Here is a 25,984-nt window from a genome sequence, read left to right on the forward strand (position 1 = left end):
TCGTTGAATAGATCGCGCGAGCACATGTTGACTGCTACGTTCGCCAGACCGGTTTTCATGCCACGTCTCGTTGCAGCGAGCCTACCGGCTCGCGGATTCGTTCAAATGCGGTACCTATGCCAATCATTGAGCCAGTCCGTTAAAGCGAAACCCGAGACTCGTCAGAACACGCCGGTAACCCTTGTCGATACCCGACGTCGATGCTTCGGCGCCACCAGGAGCGCGCGAACGCAACGGCTCGTTGAGCGGATGCTGAGTAACCTTGAGTGCCAACCCCTCGCGCATCAAGCCACCCGCATTGCAGACCGAGCTCAGCTCAATTGGCCTTAGCGCCTTCACTGCCGCTGGTTGAAGATCGGGGGCATAGCTGAATGTCGAAGAGCCGCCGCCGTCGAGATTGATTGCGTCGGAAACCCCGCATGCACGCATCAAGCTCGCCAGCCCACTGAGCGATAGCCCCTTCGAATCCGCCTGGCGTCCTTCGACCATCACTACGATGAGCCGTCCGGTTTCCTTCTGGATGCCTACTGCCGTGCGCGGCGCAACATCGAGGGTTTCGTCTTCGTCGCTGCCATTGACCAGCAGGTTCTGGTGCACCACGCCTGCATCTTTATCGCGAAGCCGGTCGCCGGACAGGATCACATTGAAGCGATCAGACTCGAGATTGTTCGCATAGCCGACTTCGGATTTACCCATCGTCGTCAGCCCCAGCATGCCGGGAGCTGCACCGCTCGCCTTCGGCAAACTACGCTGGAAACCCCCTGCCTTATATGGATACGGAGGAAGCTGACAATCCGGCACATTGTGCGGAGGCATCCAGAAATATCCGCCGTTGACGGCGAGCAGCATGTGGTGCTGCATCTGCCACGCGATAGCCGATTCGCGATGCAGTGGCGCAGCGCCACTACATTGCGTCTGATCCGGTTCGGTCGCGGCCGGCACCAGGTCGTGCGACAACTCGACAACGGCGATGTATCCCTTGACCGGCACCGGTGCGCTGCCATTGCTATAGCTGCCTTCCAGCGTGCCGACGCCGAGGCCGCCTGCGAACGACATCGCCGGCAACAATGCGCAGCATGCTGCCGCAACCCATTTTCTACTTTGCATATTCGCGAATATCTCCATATCTGTAATGCCAGGTCCCGACCCGCCCCGCGGAAGAATCAGGTAACCACCGGCTCGCCATGCCGGCATATTGCTTTTCGACTTCAAGACGACGAGGGTTCACCGCCACCCGGGCAGACCTTTGCGCGGAGACTACGCGTGGCCATCGGCGTCGACATACGCTATATCGACGTGCGGAAAATCCGCCGGCAAGTTGCTCCCGTCGTTGATGGCAGAAACCGAAATGGGCACGGACGAGCGCCGCCCGGTTCTCGCCGGCACGGTGTCGCCCGCTTTGCGCGCTGGCGTTCCCTGGCTGGCGGCAAAAGTCATCCACGACATATGCCGCACAGCGAGATCGAGATTATTGTCGGCCAAAGCCGTGAACGCCGACGCTTCGAATTCTCGCCACATACGTTCGCGTGCCCGCACCTCATCGCCCGACCACCACAAGGCCACGGAGAGCATGCGTGAAGCGTGACGTTGCTCCTGTACCGACGAAGCGATTTTCTCCAGTTCCCCCGACGCAGCGATGGCGAGCGCCCAGTCTTCCCGTTCGATCGCCAGTTGCGCAAATTCAGCGAGAGCGGCAGCATTACCCGGTATTCTCGCGAGCAGAGCCGAGACGATATTCTGAGCTTCGTCGAGTCGCCCAAGTCCGCGCAGCGCTTGAGCGAACCCGATAAGATCCTTGACATCTGCCAGCATCCCCTCGGGCGAGCTCAACTCCACCACCGTGCGCCAGGCAGCGAGCGCGTCATCCCAACGAGACTCCGCGAACGCGAGAAGCGCACACGCACGCGCCAGCGGCAAGTCGTTCGTCCTCTGCGCAGTGGCAGCCGAAGCGAGCGCCTCCAGGCCATCAAGCTTGCCAAGCGTCTGTCGCGCAACGACGAGACCACGGGCCACGCGCTTCAGGCTTGCTGCGCCTGGGGTCCCGTATGCCTTGGCGAACTGCTCCTCCGCGTCGACCAGGTTGTTGACAGCCAGTGCGAGTTCGGCTGCTTCAAGGTGCACGAACAGGTCGTCCGGATGGTTTTGCTTGACGCGATTCAGCACCTGTGTCGCAGCATCCATCTCGCCGCGCGCGCGGTGCATTGCGCAGAGCGTCAACGCGGCATCGAGTTCAGATGCCGCCTCGCTCGTTGCCGGGGCGTCGAGCGAATAGGCGAACATAGACGACGTTTCACGCGCTTCTGTCCAGCGAGCGGCAGACCAGTTTTCCTGTTGATCGACGACCGCGTCGAATCCGGCTGCGTACGTCTCGCCGGATTCATCCGAGCGCACAGCGCGCATCCACAAACTGCGCGCCATCATCAGGTCGTTGCGCTGTTCGAAAACCGTGGCAAGCGTCGCTATCGCACACGCCGCGCTCGGCTTGTGGGCACTCGTGACCGGCGAATTGAGCACGGCCAGAGCAAAGCGCCTTGCCAGTGCCAGGTCGCCCGTCCCCAGCGCAACGTGACTGATCTCCGCAAACGCGGGCAACACGACGCCTTCCTCGCCCGACGAGTCAAGGAGTCGCGTAGCAACGGCAATCGCATCCGATTCGCGCCGTGCATGCAGCAGTGCGCGAATGAACTCGTTCTGTACATACAGGTGCTGTTTGTTTTTTTCTTCCCTGGCCTCGCCGAGCCGATTCAATGCCGACTCCCAACGCGCAACGGCCTCGCTCCAATCGGCGCGCATCGTTGCGATCTTCGCCAATGCCAGCGTCACCGCGACATCGTTCTGGACCTCCAGGCTTTCGCTTTCGAGCACACGTTGTGCCGCATCAAGATCACCAAGTTCACGATAGGCCTGAGCGCAGTATCCGGCGGCCTGAGCGCGCTGTGCCGCCGGGATGCCGCTCATCGCCAGAATCCGTTCAGCGCGTTCGGCTGTCACGCTCCACTTGCCCACGGCGACCGCCTGTTCAAGTGCTTCCAGCGCATCCTCGACACGCACTGGCGAAGCTACCGCCGGCTTGTCGAGCGCGAAGATGGCCTCAACCGTACGCTCGCAGTTGCGACCATCGCGCAGCGGCAGAAAGGCTTCAGCGCGCGCGAAATATTCCGGCGCCATCGCACCGCCGCGCTGCAGAACCGCGCTGACCTCTGCGACCACTTCCTCGCATTGTTCAAGGACAGGACCGAAACCATCGGTCTCGTAATCGAAATACCCCTTCTTCCAACTATGAGTACCAGCAAACACTTCTTGCCGGTCGAACTGGAAGTAGATCAGCGGGCGGCGCAAGTGTGCAAATTCGAAGTTCACGGACGAGTAGTCCGTGATCATCATCGCTGCGGACCTGAACATATCCTGGATGCTTCCATGTGTATGGGAACGCACCTCGACGTTATCGGACACGCGGAACAGATGATCGTATTGCTGCATGTTCGCATGTTGATAGAACACGATCTTGTAACCGTGTTTGCGTGCGACAGCCAGCAACGCCTCGTTTTGGAGAAGAGCGCTCCATTGCCTGAAATACTCGCTCGACGTGAACTCCGGGTTAATTTCGCGAGCAAAGGTGCCGGGCTTGGATGCGCCCAACGACGATTTCCGCCACGTCGGCATGATGAGGATCATTTTCTCCACCGACGCGGACGCAAGCAGCCTGTCATGACGAGGCAAACCCGTCATGACTACTTCCCGGCCCGAGAACTTATACCGGCTATTGGTTCCAATGATCGCATCGCGCTCACGGGGCGCAGTGGTGACGAAAAGATCAGGGTCCTTACTATTCAGCCAGTCAGCAAGGTCATTCAGAATGACACCGTGCTGCAAGAAAATCAGCCGATGGTTCAAGCGACCACCAAATACAGATTTTTTTACGGCGTTGACAATGTAGTTGTCAATGTTCGATGAGATCAGGTGCTTTGCATTCAGCATAAGCAGTTTGTGACGAACGCTGCCGAATGGAACCAGCCGGAAGCCATCCTGTTTGAGGCGTTTCCAGTCGTGCGACGAGCGCCTCAGAACAAACCACGCATTCACGTCCGGCCGTGCGCTCTGGAGATATCGGTACAGATGTTCGGCGTTGTCATCGGCCTGAATATCTCGATCCACGAACACCCACGCATCGCCATATTTCTCCTGCACATTGCGCCGCGTCGCGAGTCGCGCCACCGACTTGTCGGACAGGCTCGCAGCGCGTGACAGGCTCCGGCTAACCAATGCAAAGTGTTTGGCGATATCGGCCATCGGCACAGACGAATGCTGTTTCTTGTTAAACGATATCGTGACTTTTTTAGAACCAAGCTCGACCGATAGGGTTGCATGCTGCTGAAGTGGCAGCCATACAATTCGCTCCTGCACAAACGGCGAGTTCGCGAAAGTGTGGATCTGGCTCGTCGTGAAAACAGGCTGGATTTCGGCGCCATTGAATTTGAACGACTCGAAGCCAACAGATTTCGAAAAATAGCGAACCTTGACCAGCTTTCTCGGCAAATCGGCCGACTCGACATAGACGATCTGGTAAGTCGGCTCTTCTCCCTTGAAGGTCAACATCATGCCGACCTTGTACATGAACCAGATACCGGCCAATTCGAATGCGTTAATCGTGCTGAAGTCGATATAGGCAAAAATCAGGTGCACGAGGTCAACAAAGCGCACCTTCGCGCGATCGTCAAGGAATGACAGACCATCGTCCTTGTTTATCAGGCGTTTGAAATACCAGGTCAAATGGTAAAGCGCCACGCGCTGCACGAATACCGGCACACTGCCGGTATGTTCCGCCCACGCACGCAAGAGCGCCAGCACACCATGCTCGAGTACGTCGCCATAAAGCCCCTCTTTTTCCCACGCCGTATCGAGCGACGACGTGCCATTGGAGCGCTTCCGATAGAAGTATTTGGCCGACGCGCAGAAGACGGAATTGCGGTCCCTGACATACATCAGATAAAGATTGGCGAACTGCGCATCCTCGAAATTCGGCTTGACCCGTTCATCGAATCGAATTTCATGACGTTCGATGATTTGCGCATCAAAGAACGCTGAATTCACCGACAGTTGAAGATGAGACGTCGGCTTGGAGAAATCGACCGTTTGGGTACCTTTAGCGAAGCGAAACTTCATCGGATGCGTATCCGAGAAACGCTTGTCGTCCTCAAAGTAAAAAATAAAATTGCACGACACGATGCCAAGCGGCGCTTTGGACGCCGCCAGCACCTCGTCGACTTCCGCGAAGTAGTCTGCCGCAATGAAGTCGTCCGGATCGATGAACGTCACCCAACGACCGGTGACGTGTTGCAATCCAAGGTTACGTGCAGACGCCTGGCCTCCATTTTCCTTTCGAACGTATTTGATGTTATTCGGATACTTACGTTGCCACTCTTTAATGATCCGTGCCGAATCGTCCGTGGAACCGTCGTCCACCATCACGAACTCAATACAGTTGCGGAAGTCGAGCGTTTGCCGGAACAGGCTTTTGAAGAACTCGTCCAGATAAGGACTGACGTTGTAAATAGCACTCACAACAGAGTACTGCTGGGTGCTCTTCACCGACCCCGGCCCCAGTGCTGTTTTAGGTTTGCCCCGAAATACCGCCATCTGTTGCTTCCGGTTTTTGATGAACTCTGCGAAAAACCTACCCGAATTGGTGCGCAAGTTTTGAAATTTATTTACGAATTTTGTCATTATTTACTCTAAATACGCTCAAAACAGTAACACCGGTTACCCGGGAAAGCGCTAAGCCTATCAATTGCTGCATTTTTTCAAAAACAGGACGAAGCACAATATCCCTGCTGTCGGACTGTTGTCCTCTGCCGTGCAGAAGGGATCCAGCAACGTCATATACTGTGCATTCTTTCATTGCAAGAGCCGACCAACAGATCCATCAACTTCACCCTTCTAACTTCAAACTCCTGAAGACACTCGTCTGGCGTCAGTCCTTTAAGCCAGTGCATCCGCTTTTTCATCGCTTCGTTCCAGGTATCTAGCAAAACTGCGCTGTTCGGATGCCTGACTACCCGACTATGGGCGAACTCCAACACGTCGAACGCTCTGAGTCGACGACGATCTTTCACATTGGTGAGCTGTGGCCGCTGCTCGAATTTCCGATGTGTCACCACGACTTCGTTGCCGTATCCGATATGAGTGGCACTCAACACGCTCTCCCAGTTAAACAGAACATCCTCAGAAAACGAGCCCGCGCCGAAACACAGTGCGGCGTCGTGCAACAACTGCGTCTTGATGATCCGGTTCCACGGATAATTCACCAACGCCAACGCCAGCCCGCGGCACTCCTCGATATCTTTCGCCGCAGGAAAGCCGTTCCACACGACCTCGTCCTGACCGAACATTCCCCCAACCCTATGTTTTTCATAGAATTCGATCTGGTATTTCATGAAGTAAAGATCGTGATCTTTTGCCTTCGCGTCCGTCACGGCTCTGGCGAGTTGCACGCCATCTACCACGTCGTCCGAATCCAGAAAAAACGTATACGTTCCGGTGCAAAGCGGAATCAATGCATTACGCGCCGGCCCTGCACCACTGTTCTTCTGCTGGAAGAAATGGAAATTGGCATAAGTCTCTTCTATCTTCCGGCAGATGTCCGCTGTGCGATCATCTGAACCGTCGTCCATGACAAGTACATTCGTCGTCACGCCGGGCAAATGCAGAACAGAGAGAGCGGCCTTCTCGATGAAAGCCTCACAATTGAATGTCGGGATGACAATGGTCAGATCGTGCTGCGGATATCCGCCCGACAATTCCTTGATCAGATGGGGGAAATCCGCAGGAATTTTCTTTGCCGGAAGCGTCTTCCAACCCTTCTCGACAATCTGAGCGAGCCGCTTGCCGAGGATCGCTTTGACATCACCCCGCTCCTGACGCTGCCATACCGATCTGCTTCGATAGCAATAGTCGTAAAACGCGTCGACTATGGATTGATCTTTCGAAAAAGCCACGGAGTTTATCAAAAAGCTTCCAATAGTGTTAAGTTGGAAGAATATCGACACAAGCTTGTAGTCCGCCACGCCGGTTCGTTGATCTGCACACGACACGTGGCGATAACTAATGATGTCGTTTATCTTGACAATCCTGCCGTGCGACGCAAGCACGAACCAATGCCATGCATTGTCTTCATGGCCGTAGTCGCCATCGGGAAATGCAATCCGGTTATCCGAGAGGAAGTTGCGTCGATACAGCTTCTGGCATACCAGTGCCGAAGTATGGAACACGTCCGGGTAGTTTGTGGCCGAAAACACCTCCCCCGTTGGCAACGTGTCTAACGCTTCGAAATCACGGGCATCCTCGATAAAGGTTCGGCCGTCACCGAGAACAATATCGGCCTGATGTTCGTCGGCGGTCGCAATCAGCTTTTCAATGGCAGTCTTCGCGAAACAGTCGCCACCATCGATAAAGCCAATATAAGTTCCCCTCGAGATATCCATGCCAATATTGCGCGGAATTCCGCTTCCGCCCGGCGTGTGATATTCCAGATATACGGCGCGAATGCGCTTATCCAGATTTGCGTGCGCGGCGATGATCTCTCGGCTGGCATCGGTAGACGCATCGTCTACGATGATCAACTCGAAATCCTGATAGGTCTGATACCGGACCGAAGCAATACTTGCATCGAGATGTTCAGCGGCGTTGAAAACCGACATGATGATCGAGACTGTAGGAACGACTGGAACCTTTTCGTGCGTCAATTCCGCTGCATCGGCAACCGGGCGGTCAGTGTCATCGCGTTCGCTATTCGAGTTGGCGAGCGCTCTCGCACTCTTTGCCCGCTCCTCCGGGTGGCCGATCTTTTTCTTTGCTTCTCGCTGGCACGCAAGCCGCGCGTCGATGCGCAACTGATTTGCCAGACGAACTTCGGACTCGCTAAACGGGATGTCCAACGACAGAAGATCCAGCACTGCCGCTGCGTCAATCGAATTACCGGATTTGTAGAGTACGAAGGCGAGCCACTTCAGACGATAAGCCTTTGGATCGGACCGGTATGCACGGCTTGCCGCTTCGGACGCTGCGGCGCTATCAGTAGCGAGTAGATGCCTACCCAAGGCCGTATACGCGTTGGCGTGCAAGACGGGAGAAATGGGTCGGGACGACAGTAATTGATCTACCGCACCGAATCCACCTCGGTCATAAGCTGCGGTTACTTTATCGAAACCTTCTCCACCCAGAGATTTTGGTGGCGTGGTGCGGCAGTGGAGCAATGCGGCTTTGATCAGTTTCGCTGGCAAAGACAGCAGTGCCCAAGGCGAACGAACGCCCGTGATCAAGAGATCCCCGAGTACCTCGTTCAGTGCCTTGCTAGTTGGCATCTGTCGCACTCTGAGCATTGCGCCCAGCCGCTCATTCGCCGCTATCGCGTTGATCAGTTTATCGTCGTCCCCCTCATCTGCCATGAGGTTAATTTGATTAACCATAGTTCATTCCGGTACCACGATTATCGATGGAAAAAAACATCATGCCAGGTGCCTGCAGGCTCGCGGCACCATGCCGGTTTTACCTCATCGTTTAGACGTGCTCAGTTCGAGTGACCTCTCGGCGAGCAACTCCCAGTGGCGACGCGTTTCCCGCCATACTTCGTTCCCATCCGCCGCATGTATCGACAAGGCGCTGGAAGCCGGACAACTGTGGACGCACATCCTTGAACTGCGCATGATTGACTAGCAGAACGAGGACAGTCGCGCGTTCGAGCGCCCACTCCAAGCCGGCCAGGACGACGTTCGCATCGACCAGCCTGTCAGGGAGACGTTCAAGGTTCGGCTCGACGACATCGACATTGCCGGAATAGCGCAAGGCCAGCTCTTGCGTGATATGGAGCGCCGGGCTTTCTCGCAGATCGTCAATATCGGCTTTGTAGGTAATGCCAAGACAGGCGATCCGGATATCTTCTTTCCGCTTACCCGCATCGACCAACTCGGCAACGATCTGTTCAACCTGACGAATCACCCACTCAGGCTTTGCGTCATTCACCGTGCGGGCAGTGCGAATCAACCTGGCGTCCGCGGGCGCGCCATGCACGATGAACCACGGGTCGACGGCAATGCAATGCCCCCCCACTCCGCAACCCGGCTGGGCGATATTCACGCGCGGATGCCGATTCGCAAGTCGAATCAATTCCCATACATTGATGCCCTGACGATCACAAATGACCGACAGTTCATTAGCGAACGCGATATTGACGTCGCGAAAGCTGTTCTCTGCCAGCTTGCACATCTCCGCCACGCGTGCTTCGGTGACAATACAGCCCCCCTGCACAAACGACTTGTATAGCGCGACCGCCGCTTCGGAACAGCGCGGCGTCATACCGCCGATCACGCGATCGTTTTCGACGAGTTCATGCACGATGCGCCCTGGGAGCACTCGCTCGGGACAATACGCAATGCGAATGTCGGACTCTTCTCCGGCGCTCGGCGGGAACGTCAGATCCGGACGCATGTCGGCGAGCCAGTTCGCCAGTTTCTCCGTAGTGCCAACCGGCGAGGTCGACTCAAGAATCACCAGGTTGCCTTTCCTCAACACTGGCGCAATCGAACGCGCTGCGGCCTCGATGGCGCTGACATCCGGCTCATGCTCGTCGGTCAACGGCGTCGGCACTGCGATGACAAACGCATCGGCAGACTCCGGCTGCATCGTGGCGCGCAGATATCCGGCACTGACCGCCGCCTGAACCAGCATATCCAGCTCGGGTTCGACGATATGGATATCGCCACGGTTGATGGTGTTGACGACAAACGGCGAAATATCGACGCCAATCACCCGAAACTTGCGCGAAGCAAATAGCGTTGCCGTCGGCAACCCGATATAGCCAAGACCGATAATTGAAATTGTGTTTTGCATTCACTCACCAGAGTATCGCCGATGTGTTTAGAGGCCTTGCCTCGCTCCACATTGTGTTGAACGCGGCCCGCGTCTTGCTGGCCGTAGCCAGCAGCGTCTGTTTAAGCGCAAGGATGCCGGGGTCGCAGCCAGGGCAACCAACGAACGCGTCTGCCGCCAGGCGACGTGCCGTCATGCGGAGTTTTTTCTCAATGCATACGGCCAAAGACGCGCTCCCATAACACGCAGGAATCTCACTGTCGTGCGCTCTTAATCCACGTGATCGCGGATGATGCTTTCCAGCAACTTGATCACGCCAATCAGCGAGAACACGATCAGCAGCGTGACAAACGCGTTATAGAAGCGCTGCGGTTGCGTCGGATAGCCCGGCATGGTCGGCTCCTGCAGAATCGACACCATCTTGAGCTTGCGAGCGGCATCCATCCGGCCTTGCTCCAAAGTCTGGAGCGCCGTTTTATACAAATCTTGTGCAAGCTGCTCCTGCATTTCCAGGCGCTTGTATTCCGCAACGGTGTAGTTGAGCGTGCGGCTTTTTGGGGATGCCAGTTCGGCATTCTTCTCTTCGATCAACTGCTGGACCGCTGCAAGGTTCTTGCGAAGCATGACCACCACCGGCTGATCCCGATTGATATTGGCCGGCAACGACGCAAGCTGTGTCTGCAGGTCCGTTTTCTGGCCTTCGAGTTTCGCAATGATCGCGTTGATGCTATCCGCGGTCGAAGCCGGCGCTACCAGCCCCTTTGCGTTCTGGAAATTGATCAGATCTTGCGATGCCGACAAAATACTGTCGTGCGCGAACGCGACCTGCTTCGAAAGAAAGTCCACCTGCGACTGCGCCAGCTTGTGCCCCATTGCGTTCATGTGCGCTTCGCCAAGCTGAACCAGCATATCCGCAATGGATTTCGCCGTTGCAGCGTCGTACGCTTCCACCTTGATGCGCAACACTCCAGCGTAATCGTCGTATTCAATATCGACGTGATTCAGCCAGTATTGATAGAACCACTCGTGCGGCGCGCTCTTGAACCACATACGCGAGATGGGATCGCGGCGCGCGTTGCTGAAATGCGAGCGGAGATCGAATTTTGCGTCGAGTTTATCGAGCATGTCGTCCGACAGCAGATATTCGCGCAGCAATAGCTGATCGGCGCTATTCGGAGCTCCGGCGCCGGCCGGCAGCGCCACAGTCGGACCGTCCACCTGATCGGTTCTCTGGACGAGCACAGTGGCTTGCGACACGTAACGATCGGACGCTACGAACAGCCAATACGGCACGGACAGGATCGCAAAGATGACCATGAGACGTATGATCAGCTTGAATATCCTGATGGAAAGCAGAGTGTTTCTGGTTTTCTCGTAGGCAGCGGTCCACCTGCCACCCGAGCGTGTAAATTCAGTTGCCGACAGTTCTTTCATGGGAGGGTTTTGGTCTTGTAGGCTTCCAGTCCTTCAGCGAGATCGTCGAACCAGTATGCCTGGCCCTCGTCAATCCAGATCGCCGACTGACAAAATTGCTTGAGCGTGCTTTCATCGTGCGACACCATAATCACGCTCGCTTTGCTGGCCATGCTTTTGAAGGCATCAGCCGCTTTCTTTCTGAAACGGGCATCGCCCGCCGCAGTCACCTCGTCGGAAATATAGACATCGAAATCGAATGCCAGTGACAAGGCAAACTGGAGTCTTGAGCGCATACCCGAGGAATATGTCTGCACCGGCTCCTCGAACGCATCGCCCAACTCCGAAAAGCTTTGAATGAACGCAAGCCGCTCTGCCAGTTCCTTCCGATGGCAGCCGTGAATCCGGCAGACGAACTTGGCATTCTGGCGTGCCGTGAGTGTTCCTTCCAGACCGCCCCGCCCCATCGGCCACGACACGCGGCACTGGCGTACCACGCGACCTTTGTTGGGGAAGTCGATGCCGCCAATGATCCGCAGCAACGTGGACTTGCCCGCACCGTTGCGCCCAATCAGGGCGACACTGCGGCGCGCTGGAATCGTCATGTTGATTCCCTTCAGGACCCACTTCCCAACACCATGGTCGGTCATGTAACGCTTGTGAACGTCTTCAATCACTATCACTGCATCACCAGCTTTCTAGAGGAGCGCTTATACATCGCCAGACCGAGGAGCAATGTGCCCAATGCCCAAACGTAGAGATAGGCCAGACTCGCCCCCCGGAGCCCGTGATAGGTCGGCATGAATCCCTGCCGCATCGTTTCGAGCCCGTTGACCACGGGATTGGCCAGAAATATGTACTGGTAAGGCTCCGGCACATAAAGCGAAAGTGGAAGCAGCGCGCCTGAGATGTAGTAAAGCGGCAGGTACAGAAGCTTGAAGATATGGCCCACTTCCGGAACGGCATGCATGGCCACCGACGTGATCAAGCCGAGCGCGAAGCCAAGCACCCAGAGGCCGAACAGGCTCTCTATAACCAGAAACGGGTCCGAAGGCAGCCAGGACGGATTGATGGTATCGGGCGTAACGCCGTGCCCGGCCAGAATCGCCACCGCGATAATCACAATCGAAATCGGAATCATGAGAAAGAATTCGATCAGCGCTCTCACGATGGCGACATCGAACGGCTTAACCTGCCGATAGGCAAAAAACGCCTTGTTGCACTCGACTCCGTACATCACCTGTGTCCAAGTGTGACGCCAGAGAAGAAAGCCGATGAATCCAGCAATGATCCACATGTTGATCGCCATTCCACCGACTTGATGAATGTGGAATGTCTCCAGCCCGAAAGCGTGGAGCGCGATATAAATGATAGGTTCGGCGAGCAGCCACAACCATGCGGCCCGCGCCTCGAACAGACGGTCGAGCGCCTCTCGCACGAATAGAGCCCGCCAGACCGAGTAGGCGACCTCAAGCGGCGAACGAACTCTTACCGTCATAACCCGCTACGCCCCACATCGTAAGTGGCAGCCGCAGCCGGCGTTGCCACCATCACGACATACGTGAGGAACTTCCTGAACTCCGCGCCCGGCGAGTTCGAAACATAAACCACGTCGCGGTTCTGAATCGGGAAATTCTGCGTCACGAAAAACGCTGCGGGGTCGCGCAAATCGATCTCGTACACCACCGGCACTTTACCGTTCTCCGCCTTGACCGAAGGATCAACGTTATCCACCAGCTTCGCATCTTCGAAACGGAACACGAAAACACCGCGCGCATCCGCGCGGTTGTCATTGAGACCACCCGAGCGCGCCAGAGCCTGCGCCAACGAAATACCCTGCGCCTCGAACGGAATCTCGTCGTTTTTCCCGGTCGCGCCGAGCACCGAAAACGTCTGCGGCTGGAATAGCGCCGTCACGACGTCACCAGGCTTGAGCATGACGTTTTGCTTCGGATCACGAATAACCGAGTCGAGTGACATGGTTGCCGTGGTCTCGCCGCGCGACAGCTGCACCGCCATGTGACTGACGGTCTGCTTCAGACCACCAGCAAATGCCAGCGCGTCAAGCAGACGCTCGCCCTTTGGCGTGAGCGGCATCATTCTGCTGTTGTTGACCTCACCCACAATGGTGACATTGGACGCGTTGTTTTTTGCCACAGCAACAAGTACCTGCGGCTGATTCGCCTTGCCCTTGAGATAGGCGACTACGCTCGACTCGATCTGCTCGGTAGTACGTCCCGCGACATTCACACGTCCCGCAAAGGGAATGGAAATGGTGCCGTCGGCGGCGACCATCTGCGTCGGCAACGTGACGCTCGATGCGCCCGAACTGGTCTGCGACAAGTCCACTTTCGAGCCAAACAGCATGGCCGGAGGCGCTTCCCAGATCGTCACTTCGATCACGTCGCCCGGACCGATCACATAATTGTTCGCCGTCTTGCTCGTGAAGGTATTCGAGAACTGATCCAGTTGCTTCCCGGCGGCCAGCTTGCGCGCGATCGCGTCGTTCACGTCGACGACCTGAATGCCCTTGACGCGGCCGGAATCATTTTTTTCAAGAACCTGCTCGCGGCTCGCGCCCGACGACGGAATCCAGCCCGGGAATGTCCCGCACCCCGACAGCGTCAACACCGTCGAAAGGCAACTTACTAAAAGACTCTTCTTCATTAAACTTGAAATCTCAATTTGGCGATATTTTCCCGCCGGGGTCTGCCACAACTTTGACGATGCGCAACCGCTTTCGGCCGACGCATGCACATGGCAAGCCCGCTTTGGTGAGCGCGCCTTTTAATAAATTTTTCGGAGCTTGAACCGACCGGGTTACGCTATTCGTGGACCCGGCCTGCGATTGGTCAACAACACCACAGAAAACCTGGCAGTCGTTCGCGACACGCCTGCGGAAAGCTCTGCGACTATTGTTTTCGTTCTTCTAATTGCCCGAATGGCTGTTATCCTGGACGCGAATACCGGTGTGTGCTCCTCACCTTCGACCCTCTTTCACGACATACATAAAGATGTCATGAATCGCGCGTACCCTAGCTTCAGATTATCGCATAGAGTACATTTTCTTTGTCCTCGTGAAAGTCATTGCTGTGAAAAACGCGGCGACAACACCACAAAATTTCGCGCAGGAATGAATCAGTTACAGCCAACCGTCTACACAGTACGAAAACAACTCCATCGAGCTAGCTACGCTCAATGCATCAGTTAAAGCGGCTTAGCGAGCCAACCGCGCCACCGCCCCCACCGTCCGACTAATCTGCTCCGCCTCATGCGTCGAGCAAATAAAGAACCGCAACCGTGCTGCCTTCTCCTCAACCGCCGGATAAAAAATCGGCTGTACGTTAATCCCTTCTTCGAATAGCGCATTCGCCCACTGCGCGGCCTTCAGAGAACTACCCGTAATAACCGGCACCACCGCATACCCCGCACTCGTGCCGACATTGAGTCCGGCCGCGCGCGCCTCCGACAAAAACTGATGACCACGTTCGCGCAATTGCGCAACACGCTCAGGCTGCGCAATCAACGCCTCTAGCGAAGCAAGCGACGCTTCCGCAAGCGCCGGTGCCAGACCCACGCTATACAAAAAACCCGGCGCCAGATGACGCAACATATCCGCAAGCGGCTGACATCCGGCGATAAAACCACCGCACCCCGCCAGCGTTTTACTCATCGTGCCCATCCACAAATCGACGCGATCCGATGCCACGCCGAAATGTTCACGAATGCCGCGTCCGGTTGCGCCGAGCACGCCGAGCGAATGCGCTTCGTCGACGAGCAGGAACGCACCGTGCCGCTCTTTCACTTCACAGAAGCGTTCGAGATCGGGAAAATCGCCGTCCATGCTGTATAGACCTTCGATCGCGATCAGCACATGCCGATATTCGCGACGTACACGCGTGAGCAGTTCGTCGAGCGCGCGCCAGTCGTTGTGCGCGAAGCTCAAACGTTTCGCACCGCTGAGTTGCGCGCCCTGCACGATGCTGTTGTGCGCGAGCGTGTCGTGCACGATCAGATCGCCCGGTCCGAACAGCGCGCCGATCACCGTCACGTTCGTCGCATGGCCGCTCACGAACGCGACGCAGTCGTCGGTTTCGTAGAACGCCGCAAGCGCGCGTTCGAGTTCGCGATGCACGGGCCGTTCGCCCGCGACGATGCGGCTCGCCGATGCCGACGTGCCATAGCGGTCGATCGCCGCTTTCGCACGTTCGGCAATCGTGGCGTCGCCTGCGAAACCCAAGTAGCTGTAGTTCGCGAAGTTCACATACTCGCGGCCGCCGATCTGCGTCGTCGCGCCCGCAATACCGTCGTGCACGCGGAAGAACGGCGACTCGACGCGCAGCGTCTCGCCCATTTCGCGCATCAGTCTGACCTGCTGGAATTGCGGCATCGCCTCGAAGCGGCTGCGCGCGGACAGCGGCTGCGCGCTCTGCTGCTCAGCCGCGATCGGCACGCCTGGTGCTGAAGCCGCATCGGTCGCGCGCTCCAGTTGACGCTTCAGCGCCTTGGCCGCAAGCTGCTGACGTAGTGTTTCCCCGAGTCCCATCTGTCTGTTTAACCTTTGTGTGCGGCACGCGTTACGCGTGCGCCTCGACCCATTCGTACGCGCCGGGCGTGCCCAGCAACGCGGCGAGCAGCCGGTAGTTCATTTCATGCGTGGGCCGCCGGGCGGTCACGTGCCCGAGCAGCGGCGCACCAGCCAGCGCAAGATCGCCGACCAGATCGAGCACGCGATGACGCACGAACTCGTCGGGTTGACGCAGTCCGCCGACCACGCGCTTGCCGACAATCGCCGCCGTGCACGACAACCGCGCGCCACGCAGAATCGGCCAGCCGCGCAGATAGCCGACGACGATCGCGGGCACGGCCCATTTGATCTGTCCGTACGAGCGCGACGACGCGATTTCGTCGGCAAAAGCGCGCGGCGTGAGATGGCCGTGCCATTCCATGTCGCCGAATCCCTTGAGATCGTTGTTGTGCACGCTGAGCGCGTAGTGATCGGCGGGTTCGACGCGCATCTCGCGGCGCGCGGCACCCTCGCCGTCGGCCACGCTCACGCTTTTGAGCACACGCAAAAAGAGCTTCGGTTGCGGCAACGCAGTGCGCCCGCACGCGCGGATCGCATCGATCCACGGTCGTGCGCTGCCATCAAGAATCGGCACCTCTTCGGCATCCAGTTCGACGATCGCGTGATCGATCTCGCACGCCAGCAGCGACGCGAGCAGATGTTCGACCGTGCGCACGCCTGGGCCTTCATCTGCGCGCAGCATCGTGCAGAGCGGCTGACCGCGCCGCAACGACGGATGCGCGGCGACCGTGCCGAGTTCGTGTCCGCGCTGCATCCGCCGGAACACGATGCCGTGCCGCTCACCCTCGACCCTCGCCGACTCGACCGGCAGAATGCGCACGTTCACGCGTCGCCCGGTATGCAGGCCATGGCCCGCCAGTTCGAGAGGACGCGCGAGCGTGCCTTCGCTTGCCTGCCAGCCGGCTGGCAGCTTCACTCCGCAAACGCCGGTGTCGACTGACATGGCTCCTCCCCCTGTTGAGCTTCGTTGTGATTGCCAGCGTTCCGGTCGCGTTCGAGCAACGCGCGCGCCTCGTCTTCGTCGAGTGCGTGGCGCGCGGCGAGCGCCGCGACCTGGTCGCTCACGCTGTTCGACGCGGCCTGCTCGCCGTCGGCATTACTGTCGTCAAGCATGTCGACGATGCGCACGGCCAGCGTGTGCACGGTCGCGCCCTCGGCAATCGCCATGATCGACAACTTGACGTTGAACGATTCCTGCACCGCCATGCCGAGCTCCATGCCCATCAGCGAATCCATGCCGAGATCAAGGACCGAGCGGTCGAGCGCGATCCGTTCCGGCGACATATGCAGAATTCGCGCGATATGGCCTCGCAATGCGGTCTCGACCAGCCCGACCGCGTCGACCTTCGCCAGCGAGCGCAATTGTTCGAGCAGCGCGCCGTCTTCGTTCGCCGTTTCGGTCGCGCCGCCTTGCAGCGACATGTACCGGTGCGCACGCGCGGCGGGCATGCCGCGCGCGATCGCCGCCCAGTCCATCCGCACCACGGCTTCACCAGTTACGCCGTTCGCGAGTGCGCGTTCGAGCGCGGCCATCGCTTCGTCCGACGTGATCGACGCACCGCCGATGCGCGCCTGCAACGCTTCACGCGTCGTGCTGTTACGCGCGAGGAAACCGACGTCCTCGATCGGCCCCCATGCCATGAAGGTGGCCGGCTGCGCAGCCGCGCGGCGATGCGCGACGAGCGTTTCGAGGAACGTGTTGGCGGCGACGTAAGCCCCCTGACCCGGATTGCCGAGATAGGTCGTCGCCGACGAATAGAGCACAAAGAAGTCGAGCGCACAGCGTTGCGTCGCGCGATGCAGGTTCCACGCGCCCGCGACCTTCGGTTCGAGCACGGCAAGGAGCCGCGCGTCGTCGATATTGCTCAGCAGGCCGTCGTCGATTCGCATCGCCGAGTGCAGCACGCCCTTGAGCGGCGTACCGCGCGCTTCTATGCTGTCGATGAGGCGTTCGATTGCCGAGGCATCGGCCACGTCGCACGATGCCAGCGTCACCTGCACCCCGTGTTCAACTCGCAGACGTTCGAGTTCCTGCTGCTTCGCCGCGTCGAGCTTGCCCCCGCGGCTGGCCAGCGTGAGATGCCGCGCGCCACGCGCGATCATCCAGCGCGCGCTCGCATAACCAAGACCGCCCGTGCCGCCGACGATCAGATACGCCGCCTGCGCATCGAGACGCAACTCCGGCTGCACGACGCCGCGCGTCGGCGCGGGCGTGCCCGACGGATAGGTGACGAGCACCTTGCCGATCTGACGCGCCTGCTGCATGTAGCGGAACGCCTCTTCCGCACGCGCGGCCGGGAACGCGCGATACGGCAGCGGATGCAGCACGCCGTCCGCAAACAGCGCCATCACTTCCGTGAACAGACGCGTGGTGAGTTCGGGCAGGATGCCCATCAACTGATCGGCATCGATGCCGAAATAGCTGATGTTGTTGCGGAACGGACGCAGACCGATCTGGCTGTTTTCGTAAAAATCGCGCTTGCCGAGTTCGAGGAATCGGCCGAACGGACGCAGCGTGTCGATGCCTCGCACCATCGCTTCGCCCGCGAGCGAGTTCAGCACGATGTCGACGCCCTCGCCATTCGTGCAGGCGCGCACGTCGTCGGCGAAAGCAAGGCTGCGCGAATCGAACACGCGATCGGCGCCGAGCAGGCGCACGAATTCGCGCTTCTCCGCTGCCCCAGCCGTGGCGAACACTTCCGCGCCGAGATGCCGCGCGATCTGGATGGCCGCAATGCCGACGCCGCCCGCCCCGCCGTGCACGAGCACGCGCTCGCCGCGACGCAGCCGTGCAAGCTCGCACAGCGCGTAGTAGGCAGTAAAGAACGTGGTGGGAATCGTGGCTGCTTCTTCGAACGACATGGCCTCGGGCTTGCGCGCAATTGCACTCGCCCGCGTGACCACGCGCGTCGCAAACGACGCCGGTGCAAAACCGAGTACGGCGTCGCCGGGCGCCCAACCTTCCACGCCCGCGCCGACGCTCACGACGCGGCCCGACAGTTCCATGCCGATCGTCGCACCCGCGAAGCCAGTCTCGACCGCTTCGTCGGAAAGCAGGCCCATCGAATACATGACATCGCGGAAATTCAGGCCGGTCGCCATCGGCGCAATCTCTACTTCGCCGGGCTGCAATTGCCGTGTCGGCAACGCGAACCATTCGAGGTTGCGCAGCGAGCCGGGCATGTCGAACGCCAGCACGGCGGGTGCGGTTGCAGCTCCGGTTGCAGGTGCAGCGTCGTCGCGCGGCGACTGCCGTTCGGCGATCTGCGCGGGCAACATGCGCGGCACGTAGCGGCCTTGCGCGCCGAGCAGCACTTCTTCCTCGCCGTCGTCGTGGGTGAGCGTGTGTGCAAGTTGTGCGACCGCTTCATCTTCCGCGAATGCGAGGTCGATCAGACGCAGTGCAAGCGCCGGATACTCGTTCGCCATCACGCGACCGAGACCCCACAGGCTGCCCTGGTCGGGCTGCACCGCTTGACCCAGCGCGAACGGCGCACCGCCGCGCGTCACCACGCACAGACGCGCCTGCGCAGCGAGTCCGGCTGCGTCGATCTCGCGCACGAGCGCGGCGAGCGCAAGCGCGCCACCCTGCTGCGCGCGCATGACGTCGGCACCGCTTGCGTGATCGAGTTGCGCGACCGGCGCGACAAACACGATCTGCGATGCTGTCTTGCGGCGTTCGAGCCACGCAGCCGCCTTCGATGCGGACGACGTTTCGACCTCGCAGCCGAGTTGCGCGAGCGAATCCGCAAGCGCGGCAGCGAAAGCGTCGTCGCCATGTCTGACGATCAGCCAGGGCTGCGGATTCAGCGCCGTTTGCGGCTGCGGCGCGGCAAGTGGATCGCGCGCGGGTTTGCGCGCGGCGATCAGCGTCGGCGTGCCTTCGAGATCGAGATTCTGTTCCGTGTGACGCACGACATCGTGCAGCCCCACACGCTCGCACAGCGACTGCAGCGCAGCCGGCGTGAGCGCACCGTGAGTCTGCGCGCCGACTTCATGACCTGCGACGCCGAACACGATGTCCGAGAAACGGCTCCGGGACGCTTCCGCCAGCACGACGAGGCCGCCCGGCGCGAGCCGTTCGGCAATCGCTTCGAGCGCCGCGTGCGGATCGGCCTGTTCGCCGATCATGCGATTGACGACGATCAAGTCGAACGGCGCGGCGTCGCGGCAATGCGTGAACAGCGGTTCGTTCTCGCCGAGCAGCAGCGTTTGCACATGCGCTTGCGCGTCGGCATCGAGCGCGGCGAGTTGTTGATGCGTGCCCGCGAGCACATGCTCGCACTGCGATGCCGGAACGCCGATGTCGAGCGGCTGCAACACGTCGCCCGTGGTCGCGCCGATTTCGAGCACGCGCAGACGGCGTGCACGCGGCCACGCAGCGAGCGCTTCCGTCACGCACGACGCCAGCATCGCGCGCGCATGCGCCCACGTCGGCGACGCGTCGAAAAATTGTTCGATGAGACTGCGACCGGTCGACGACAGCAACGCAGTCACGGCAGCACCAGCATCAGCGGACGCTGCGTCGGTCAGCACACGCGGCAACGCCGCGCCGACATGTGCGAGCAACGTCAGCTCGGCGACATGCGCGGGCGACGCGGCCAGCACGTCGCACCAGACGTCGCCGAGCGCAGGCATATCGGCGCACGCCGCGTCGTCGCGTACGAGACGCTCGCCGTCAAAACGTGCGAAACCGTCTTCGACGACGATCTGCGCCAGGCGCGCGAGCAACGGCGCCTGAGCCGATGCGGGAAGCCGCGGCTGGCCGAACGCGCCGAGCGTATCGAACGCCTGCAACGCATACAGACCGGCGAGCACGTCGAGCAACGGCAGCGTTTCGGTCAGATGACGCGAGCGTTGCGCGCCGTCCATCTGCGACCCGAGCCGCGCGCTGGCACGCTCGACGAGCGCTTCGGGCGCAGGCAACGCCGCCGCCGTGAAGTCACCCGGCAGCGGTCGCGCCTCGAGCGCGTACGCATAGCGGGCAGGTGCGGTGTGACGCCGGCTGATCAAATCCACGCGGCGGAAACGGCACACGGCAAGACGCGCGACGACGGCGTCGTTGGCATCGAGAAACTCGAACGACGCCACGATCGAATGCGGGCTACGGCGCTGCACGCGGGCCAGCACGCGGCGCACCGTATCGCCGCGCAGGAAATCGACGCGGCCGATCTGCACCGGCACGAAAGCCGCGCGTGCCGTATTCAGCGCGGCACCGGCCTGACCGAGCACGGCAAAGAGCGGATGAAAACCGCTGTCCATCAACGCGGGATGCAGCAGCCAGCCGGCCAGCGCCTGGGCGCCGCCGAGCGCTTGCGGCGTTTCGACATCGGCGAGCGCGTCGTCGCCGTGGATCTGCACGCGACGCACCCAACGGAACGCCGGGCCGTAGCTCAGGCCGATCCCGGCCGTACTCTCATAGAGCGCGTCGCCGCGCATTGCGGGTTGCGCTTCCAGACGCGCCAGCACCGAGTCGTCGACCGTGCTTTGCGAATCGAGCGTGCTGCCGCTTTCGAGCAGACGCCCCGTCACGTTGAGATTCCACGGGCCGTCGGTCATCCTGTCGCGCGTCTCGATCCTGAACGACGCGGTGCGTGCGTCGATCACGAAGCGGAACAGCTTCGCATGCTGCGGCTGGAACACGACCGGCATGCGGATCTCGACGTTTTCGAGCGCGACGGACGCGGTGCGGAAAAACACTCGCGCCGCAGCCAGCGCCATCTCGACATAGCCCGCGCCAGGAAACGCGACGCCGCCGTCGACGACGTGATCGGCCAGCATCGGCACGCGTTGCGGATCGAGCTGGTTTTCCCACGCAAACGCGTGTTCGAGCAGACGGTAGCCGAGCAGCGGATGATCGACGCGGCGGTTCGTGAGGTCATAGCCCTCCACGGTCGCCTTCTGCCAGTGATGTTCGCGCTGCCACGGGTAAGTCGGCAACGCAACCGGGCCGTTGCCCGGCGCGCGCGGAACGAAGCGCTCGAGATCGACGCGCGCACCCTGCGCGACGGCCAACAGAATCGAATGCGCGAGCATCTCCGCCGTGTCGTGATGACGCTTGAGCGTCGACACGACGGCGCCCCCGAGCTTGAGCGCTGAAAGCGTCTGCTTGACGTAGTGGCGCAGGATGGAATGCGGCGCAATTTCGATGAAGACGCGTACTCCGGCTTCGGCCAGACACGTGACTGCATCGCTGAAACGCACCGGCTCGCGGATGTTGCGCCACCAGTAACCCGCGTCGAGTGCGCTGCCAGACAGCGTACCGCCGGTCACGGTGGACACGAAGTGCTTGTCACCGTCGCCCGGCGCGAGATCGGCGAGACCGTCGCGCACGACCGGCTCGATCGCGTCCATGCGGCTGCTGTGGAACGCGTAATCGAGATCGAGCATCTGGAAAAAGCTGCCGCTCGCGACCAGCGACGCGTCGATCGCTTCCAGTTCTTCAAAAGAACCCGCGAGCGTGACAGCTTCGGGGCTATTAGTACCGGCCACTTCGACCGTCGACTCGAAACCGAGACGCGCGATCAGTTCGCGGGCGTCGGCCTCGCCGATGCCCGCCGCCGCCATCCTGCCAGTACCGCGCGTGAGACCCTGCGCGCCGCTGCGAATGCGGATCACCCGCACTGCCTGCGCGAGCGTCAGCGCGCCCGTGGCCCACGCGGCCGCGATTTCGCCGACGCTGTGGCCGAATGCAGCATCGAAACCGATACCGCGCGCTTCGAGCACGCGCGTAATGCCGACCTGGATCGCGAATAGCAGCGGCTGCGCGTTCTCGGTCGATGCCAGCCATTCGGCGCTCGCTCCTGCGCGCAGCACGTCGACCAGCGAATCGTCGCCGTCCGCGCGCCACAGCGCATCGACCTCGTCGAGCGCGGCGCGGAACACATCGTCCTCGGCATAGAGCTGCTGGCCCATACCTGCCCACTGGCAACCATTGCCCGCGTAGACGAACGCCACCTTGGCGCCCGCCTCCACCGCCCGGTCGCGCACGACGTGCGTCGGCAGCGGCTGATCGGACGACTCCTGCAGCAGTCTGAGCGCGGCGCAGCCCTCGGCGGCATTGCGCGGCGCAATCACGGCGCGCTCCTCAAGCCATTGCCGGCGACGCGCGACGCTCGCCGCGAGTTCCGCCCAATCGGCGCCGTCTTCGAGGCGCGCGAGATAGTGCGCGGCCAGCGCCGCGAGCGCGGCCGACGAACGTGCCGTGAGCACAAGCGGCGGCAGACTTGCGTTGTTGTTATAAGTGGTCTCGGGAAACTTGGCAGCATGGTCCGTCGCGGTCGCGGACGGCGTTGCCTCGGCAAGCACCACGTGCGCATTGGTGCCGCCGAAACCGAACGAGTTGACGCCGACCATCAGCGGTTCATTCTCGCGGCGCACGAGCGGCGTAAAACGGTCGACCACGCGCAGGCGGCCGCCGTCGAAATCAATCGCGGAATTGGGGGTGTCGAAGTGCAGCGAGCGCGGCACCGCACCGTGCTTCAGGCACAGGACAGCCTTTAAAAGGCCAGCCATACCCGATGCGGTTTCGAGGTGCCCGATATTGGTCTTGACCGAACCGATCAACAGCGGATCGTCGGCGGAACGGCCGTTCGAGAGCGCGTCGATCAATGCACGCGCTTCGATCGGATCGCCGACCGACGTGCCCGTGCCGTGCGCTTCCAGATAAGCCAGCGCATGCGGATCGACGCCCGCGCGCCCGTAGACGGCCTTCAGCAGTTCGGTCTGCATGGCCGTGGTCGGCACGCTGATGCCGCCTTGCGAATGACCATCCGAGTTCACGCCCGAACCGGCGATCACAGCATGAATCGTGTCGCCGTCAGCGAGCGCGCGATCAAGCGGCTTGAGCAATACGAATGCACCGCCTTCGGCACGCACATAGCCGTCGCCGCTCGCGTCGAACGCACGGCAACGCCCGCGCGGCGACAGCATCGACGCCTTCGCGAAACTCACAAAGCCAAACGGATGAAGCAGCAGATTCACGCCGCCGGCCAGCGCCATGTCCGTTTCGCCCGACTGCAGCGCCTGCACTGCCTGATGAAGCGCGACGATCGACGACGAGCACGCGGTATCGACCGACATACTCGGGCCGCGCAGATCGAACAGATACGACACGCGATTGGACGCGATGCTGAGCGCGTTACCGGTCGCTGAATACGGATCGATCCAGTTCAGGTCGTCCATGCTGCGATTGGCGTAGTCCATGCTCGCCGCGCCGACGAACACGCCGCAGTTACGGCCGCGCATGTCCGCCGGAAGCACGCCGGCGTCTTCGAATGCTTCCCACGCGAGTTCGAGCAGCAGACGTTGCTGCGGGTCCATCTGGGTGGCTTCGCGCGGCGACACACCGAAAAACGACGCATCGAAACCGGCGACGTCGTCGAGCACGCCCGCCGCGAAGGTGTAGCTCTTGCCCGGCTCGCGCTTCGACGGGTGTTGATAGAAAGCTGTTCCGAAACGCTCTGGCGGAATCGCAGTGACTGCGTCCCGCTCGTCACAGAGCAGTTGCCAGAAATCTTCAGGTTTCTCGACGCCACCGGGAAAGCGACATGCCATCCCCACAATTGCTATTTTCTTATCCATCTTTTATGCCGGCATCTGCCGCAATTCGTTTCGCGATTCGGCGCGAGGTGAATTCGCACCGCTCATCGCCCGCTGTATTGCGGAACCGAGGCTTTCGACGGGAACGTCGCGCCGTTCGCCAGAACCGGTTCCGAAATTGCGCCAAATAAAATAGTCACTATTGACCGGCTCCGCGCCGAGCGCGTCGAACACGGAGGTCAGCGCGGGAACGTGATCACCATAAAAACACAGGATGGTCGGACGATTACGCTCGCGCAGGTAACCGGTCAATTTGCCGATCATCGCGTCCGCGTTTTCCACGTGCCGGAGGTAGGCGGTCAAGTCGCGCCATTGCGCGTCTTCGCCGAGCGTGTGCCGCGATCCGGATTCACCTGGAGAAACCGTCTCCAGATGCAGGGGGCCGTGATTTTCCATCGTGATCGCAAACGCGAAAAGCGGGTTGTCGTCACGCTCCTCAAGGATCGAGATAAGCGCATCCGCTACCGCGTCATCCCCGACGTATGGACCTACCCGCGCGGCACTTTTAAAGCTCTGAATGTCGAGAAAGCGATCGAACTGCATGTGCGCGAAGGCCCGGTCACGGCCGAAAAAATCGGCGTAATACGGATGCACCGCCACCGTGCGATATTTGCCGCGCCGGAAATAACCCGCCAGCGAAGCGCACGCGCGGCGCACAAACATATACGGATAAAACCGTGCATAACCGAGTTCGGCGGAGGCAAGACCGGTGAGCATCGCGAACTCGCTGCGCATGGTATTCGCGCCCCACGCCGGCACGCTCAATTCGCCCTGCTCGAAAGACTCGCGCCGTATGCGCTCGAATTGCGCGTACGGTTCGGGACGCACGCATGCGCTGAGGCGCCGCGCATCGAAATACGATTCGCTCTGGATCACGATGACGTCCGGCCGCGCTTGCGGCGTGCCGGACGCGAACGGCCCCGCGCCGAGCGCACGCGCAAACGCACGCACCTGCGAGCCGCTGAGCCCCTGGATCAGATAAGCGGCGAAGGCCGCGAAAAAGCCAAAGCGCCGCTGATCCGAAAATGGCTGCAATGTAAGCGGCAAACGTCGCGCGATAACAAAACAGGGCAGCAAAGCGAGCACCACGAGCAACCCCGCGATGCCACGTTGTGGGAACGCCACGGGCTGCTCGAACAGAAATCCTGCGACGGCCAACGAAATACCAGCGATCACCGCGACAATCTTGCCGGCGCCGAGAAACGGCAAATACAGTCGCGGATGCGCGAATACCTGGCTGAAAAGACTCAGGTCGGTAAATACCAGCGGCTCGCGCAGCGACTCGTATTTGGCATTGCCGACCACCGCCAGCAACACGATCAGCACGAGCGTCGCGCACGCGGAGAAAAGCGGCCTGCCGGTGAGAGCGACGCACGCGAGCGCGATCGCCGTGAACGCCGCGCAGTGCAACATCAGCGCGGCGAACGGACGACGCGGCGATGAGCGGGTGACCGCGATTGCCTCGGCTGCAAACGAGCAGACGAGCGCAGCAATCGGGAGTGTGGGTCCGGGCTGCAC

At 60.3% G+C, this 25,984-nt stretch carries 12 protein-coding genes; all 12 read right to left on the minus strand.

Annotation, left to right across the window (positions count from 1 at the left end; all coding sequences use genetic code 11):
* Positions 1 to 123: 123 nt before the first annotated feature.
* The 12 genes from ABH945_RS24865 to ABH945_RS24920 all read right to left on the minus strand — a co-directional run bounded on the left by ABH945_RS24865 (position 124) and on the right by ABH945_RS24920 (position 25,984).
* Positions 124 to 1,107, minus strand: coding sequence for a phosphodiester glycosidase family protein (locus tag ABH945_RS24865; RefSeq protein ID WP_429252270.1), 984 nt, complete (start codon positions 1,105 to 1,107; stop codon positions 124 to 126).
* Between the two features lie 150 nt (positions 1,108 to 1,257).
* Positions 1,258 to 5,724 carry a CDP-glycerol glycerophosphotransferase family protein gene (locus ABH945_RS24870; RefSeq protein ID WP_429252271.1) on the minus strand — a complete coding sequence of 1,489 codons (4,467 nt, stop codon included), beginning with the start codon at positions 5,722 to 5,724 and terminating at the stop codon, positions 1,258 to 1,260.
* Positions 5,725 to 5,876: 152 nt separating this feature from the next.
* Positions 5,877 to 8,465 carry a glycosyltransferase family 2 protein gene (locus ABH945_RS24875; protein WP_429252272.1) on the minus strand — a complete coding sequence of 863 codons (2,589 nt, stop codon included), beginning with the start codon at positions 8,463 to 8,465 and terminating at the stop codon, positions 5,877 to 5,879.
* 91 nt (positions 8,466 to 8,556) lie between these two features.
* Positions 8,557 to 9,885 carry a UDP-N-acetyl-D-mannosamine dehydrogenase gene (gene wecC, locus ABH945_RS24880; RefSeq protein WP_429252273.1) on the minus strand — a complete coding sequence of 443 codons (1,329 nt, stop codon included), beginning with the start codon at positions 9,883 to 9,885 and terminating at the stop codon, positions 8,557 to 8,559.
* 249 nt (positions 9,886 to 10,134) lie between these two features.
* The gene (locus tag ABH945_RS24885) at positions 10,135 to 11,298 is read right to left on the minus strand and encodes a Wzz/FepE/Etk N-terminal domain-containing protein (RefSeq protein WP_429252274.1); all 1,164 of its coding nucleotides are present in this window, start codon (positions 11,296 to 11,298) and stop codon (positions 10,135 to 10,137) included.
* Positions 11,295 to 11,960 carry an ABC transporter ATP-binding protein gene (locus ABH945_RS24890; RefSeq protein WP_429252275.1) on the minus strand — a complete coding sequence of 222 codons (666 nt, stop codon included), beginning with the start codon at positions 11,958 to 11,960 and terminating at the stop codon, positions 11,295 to 11,297. The genes ABH945_RS24885 and ABH945_RS24890 overlap by 4 nt, the downstream gene beginning before the upstream one ends.
* Positions 11,957 to 12,775, minus strand: coding sequence for an ABC transporter permease (locus tag ABH945_RS24895; protein WP_429252276.1), 819 nt, complete (start codon positions 12,773 to 12,775; stop codon positions 11,957 to 11,959). The genes ABH945_RS24890 and ABH945_RS24895 overlap by 4 nt, the downstream gene beginning before the upstream one ends.
* On the minus strand, positions 12,772 to 13,944 hold the full coding sequence (locus ABH945_RS24900; RefSeq protein WP_429252277.1) for a polysaccharide biosynthesis/export family protein: 1,173 nt from the start codon (positions 13,942 to 13,944) through the stop codon (positions 12,772 to 12,774). The genes ABH945_RS24895 and ABH945_RS24900 overlap by 4 nt, the downstream gene beginning before the upstream one ends.
* Positions 13,945 to 14,494: 550 nt before the next feature.
* A complete protein-coding gene (locus tag ABH945_RS24905) occupies positions 14,495 to 15,823 on the minus strand; it encodes an aminotransferase class I/II-fold pyridoxal phosphate-dependent enzyme (protein WP_429252278.1) in 1,329 nt (442 codons plus the stop codon).
* Positions 15,824 to 15,854: 31 nt separating this feature from the next.
* Positions 15,855 to 16,781, minus strand: a complete 927-nt coding sequence (locus tag ABH945_RS24910) for a UDP-3-O-acyl N-acetylglycosamine deacetylase (RefSeq protein ID WP_429252304.1) — start codon at positions 16,779 to 16,781, stop codon at positions 15,855 to 15,857.
* Positions 16,778 to 24,448, minus strand: a complete 7,671-nt coding sequence (locus ABH945_RS24915; RefSeq protein ID WP_429252279.1) for an SDR family NAD(P)-dependent oxidoreductase — start codon at positions 24,446 to 24,448, stop codon at positions 16,778 to 16,780. The genes ABH945_RS24910 and ABH945_RS24915 overlap by 4 nt, the downstream gene beginning before the upstream one ends.
* Before the next feature lie 3 nt (positions 24,449 to 24,451).
* On the minus strand, positions 24,452 to 25,984 hold the full coding sequence (locus ABH945_RS24920; protein ID WP_429252280.1) for an LTA synthase family protein: 1,533 nt from the start codon (positions 25,982 to 25,984) through the stop codon (positions 24,452 to 24,454).

Source organism: Paraburkholderia sp. GAS333 (assembly GCF_050435665.1).
Classification (GTDB): Bacteria; Pseudomonadota; Gammaproteobacteria; order Burkholderiales; family Burkholderiaceae; genus Paraburkholderia; species Paraburkholderia fungorum_A.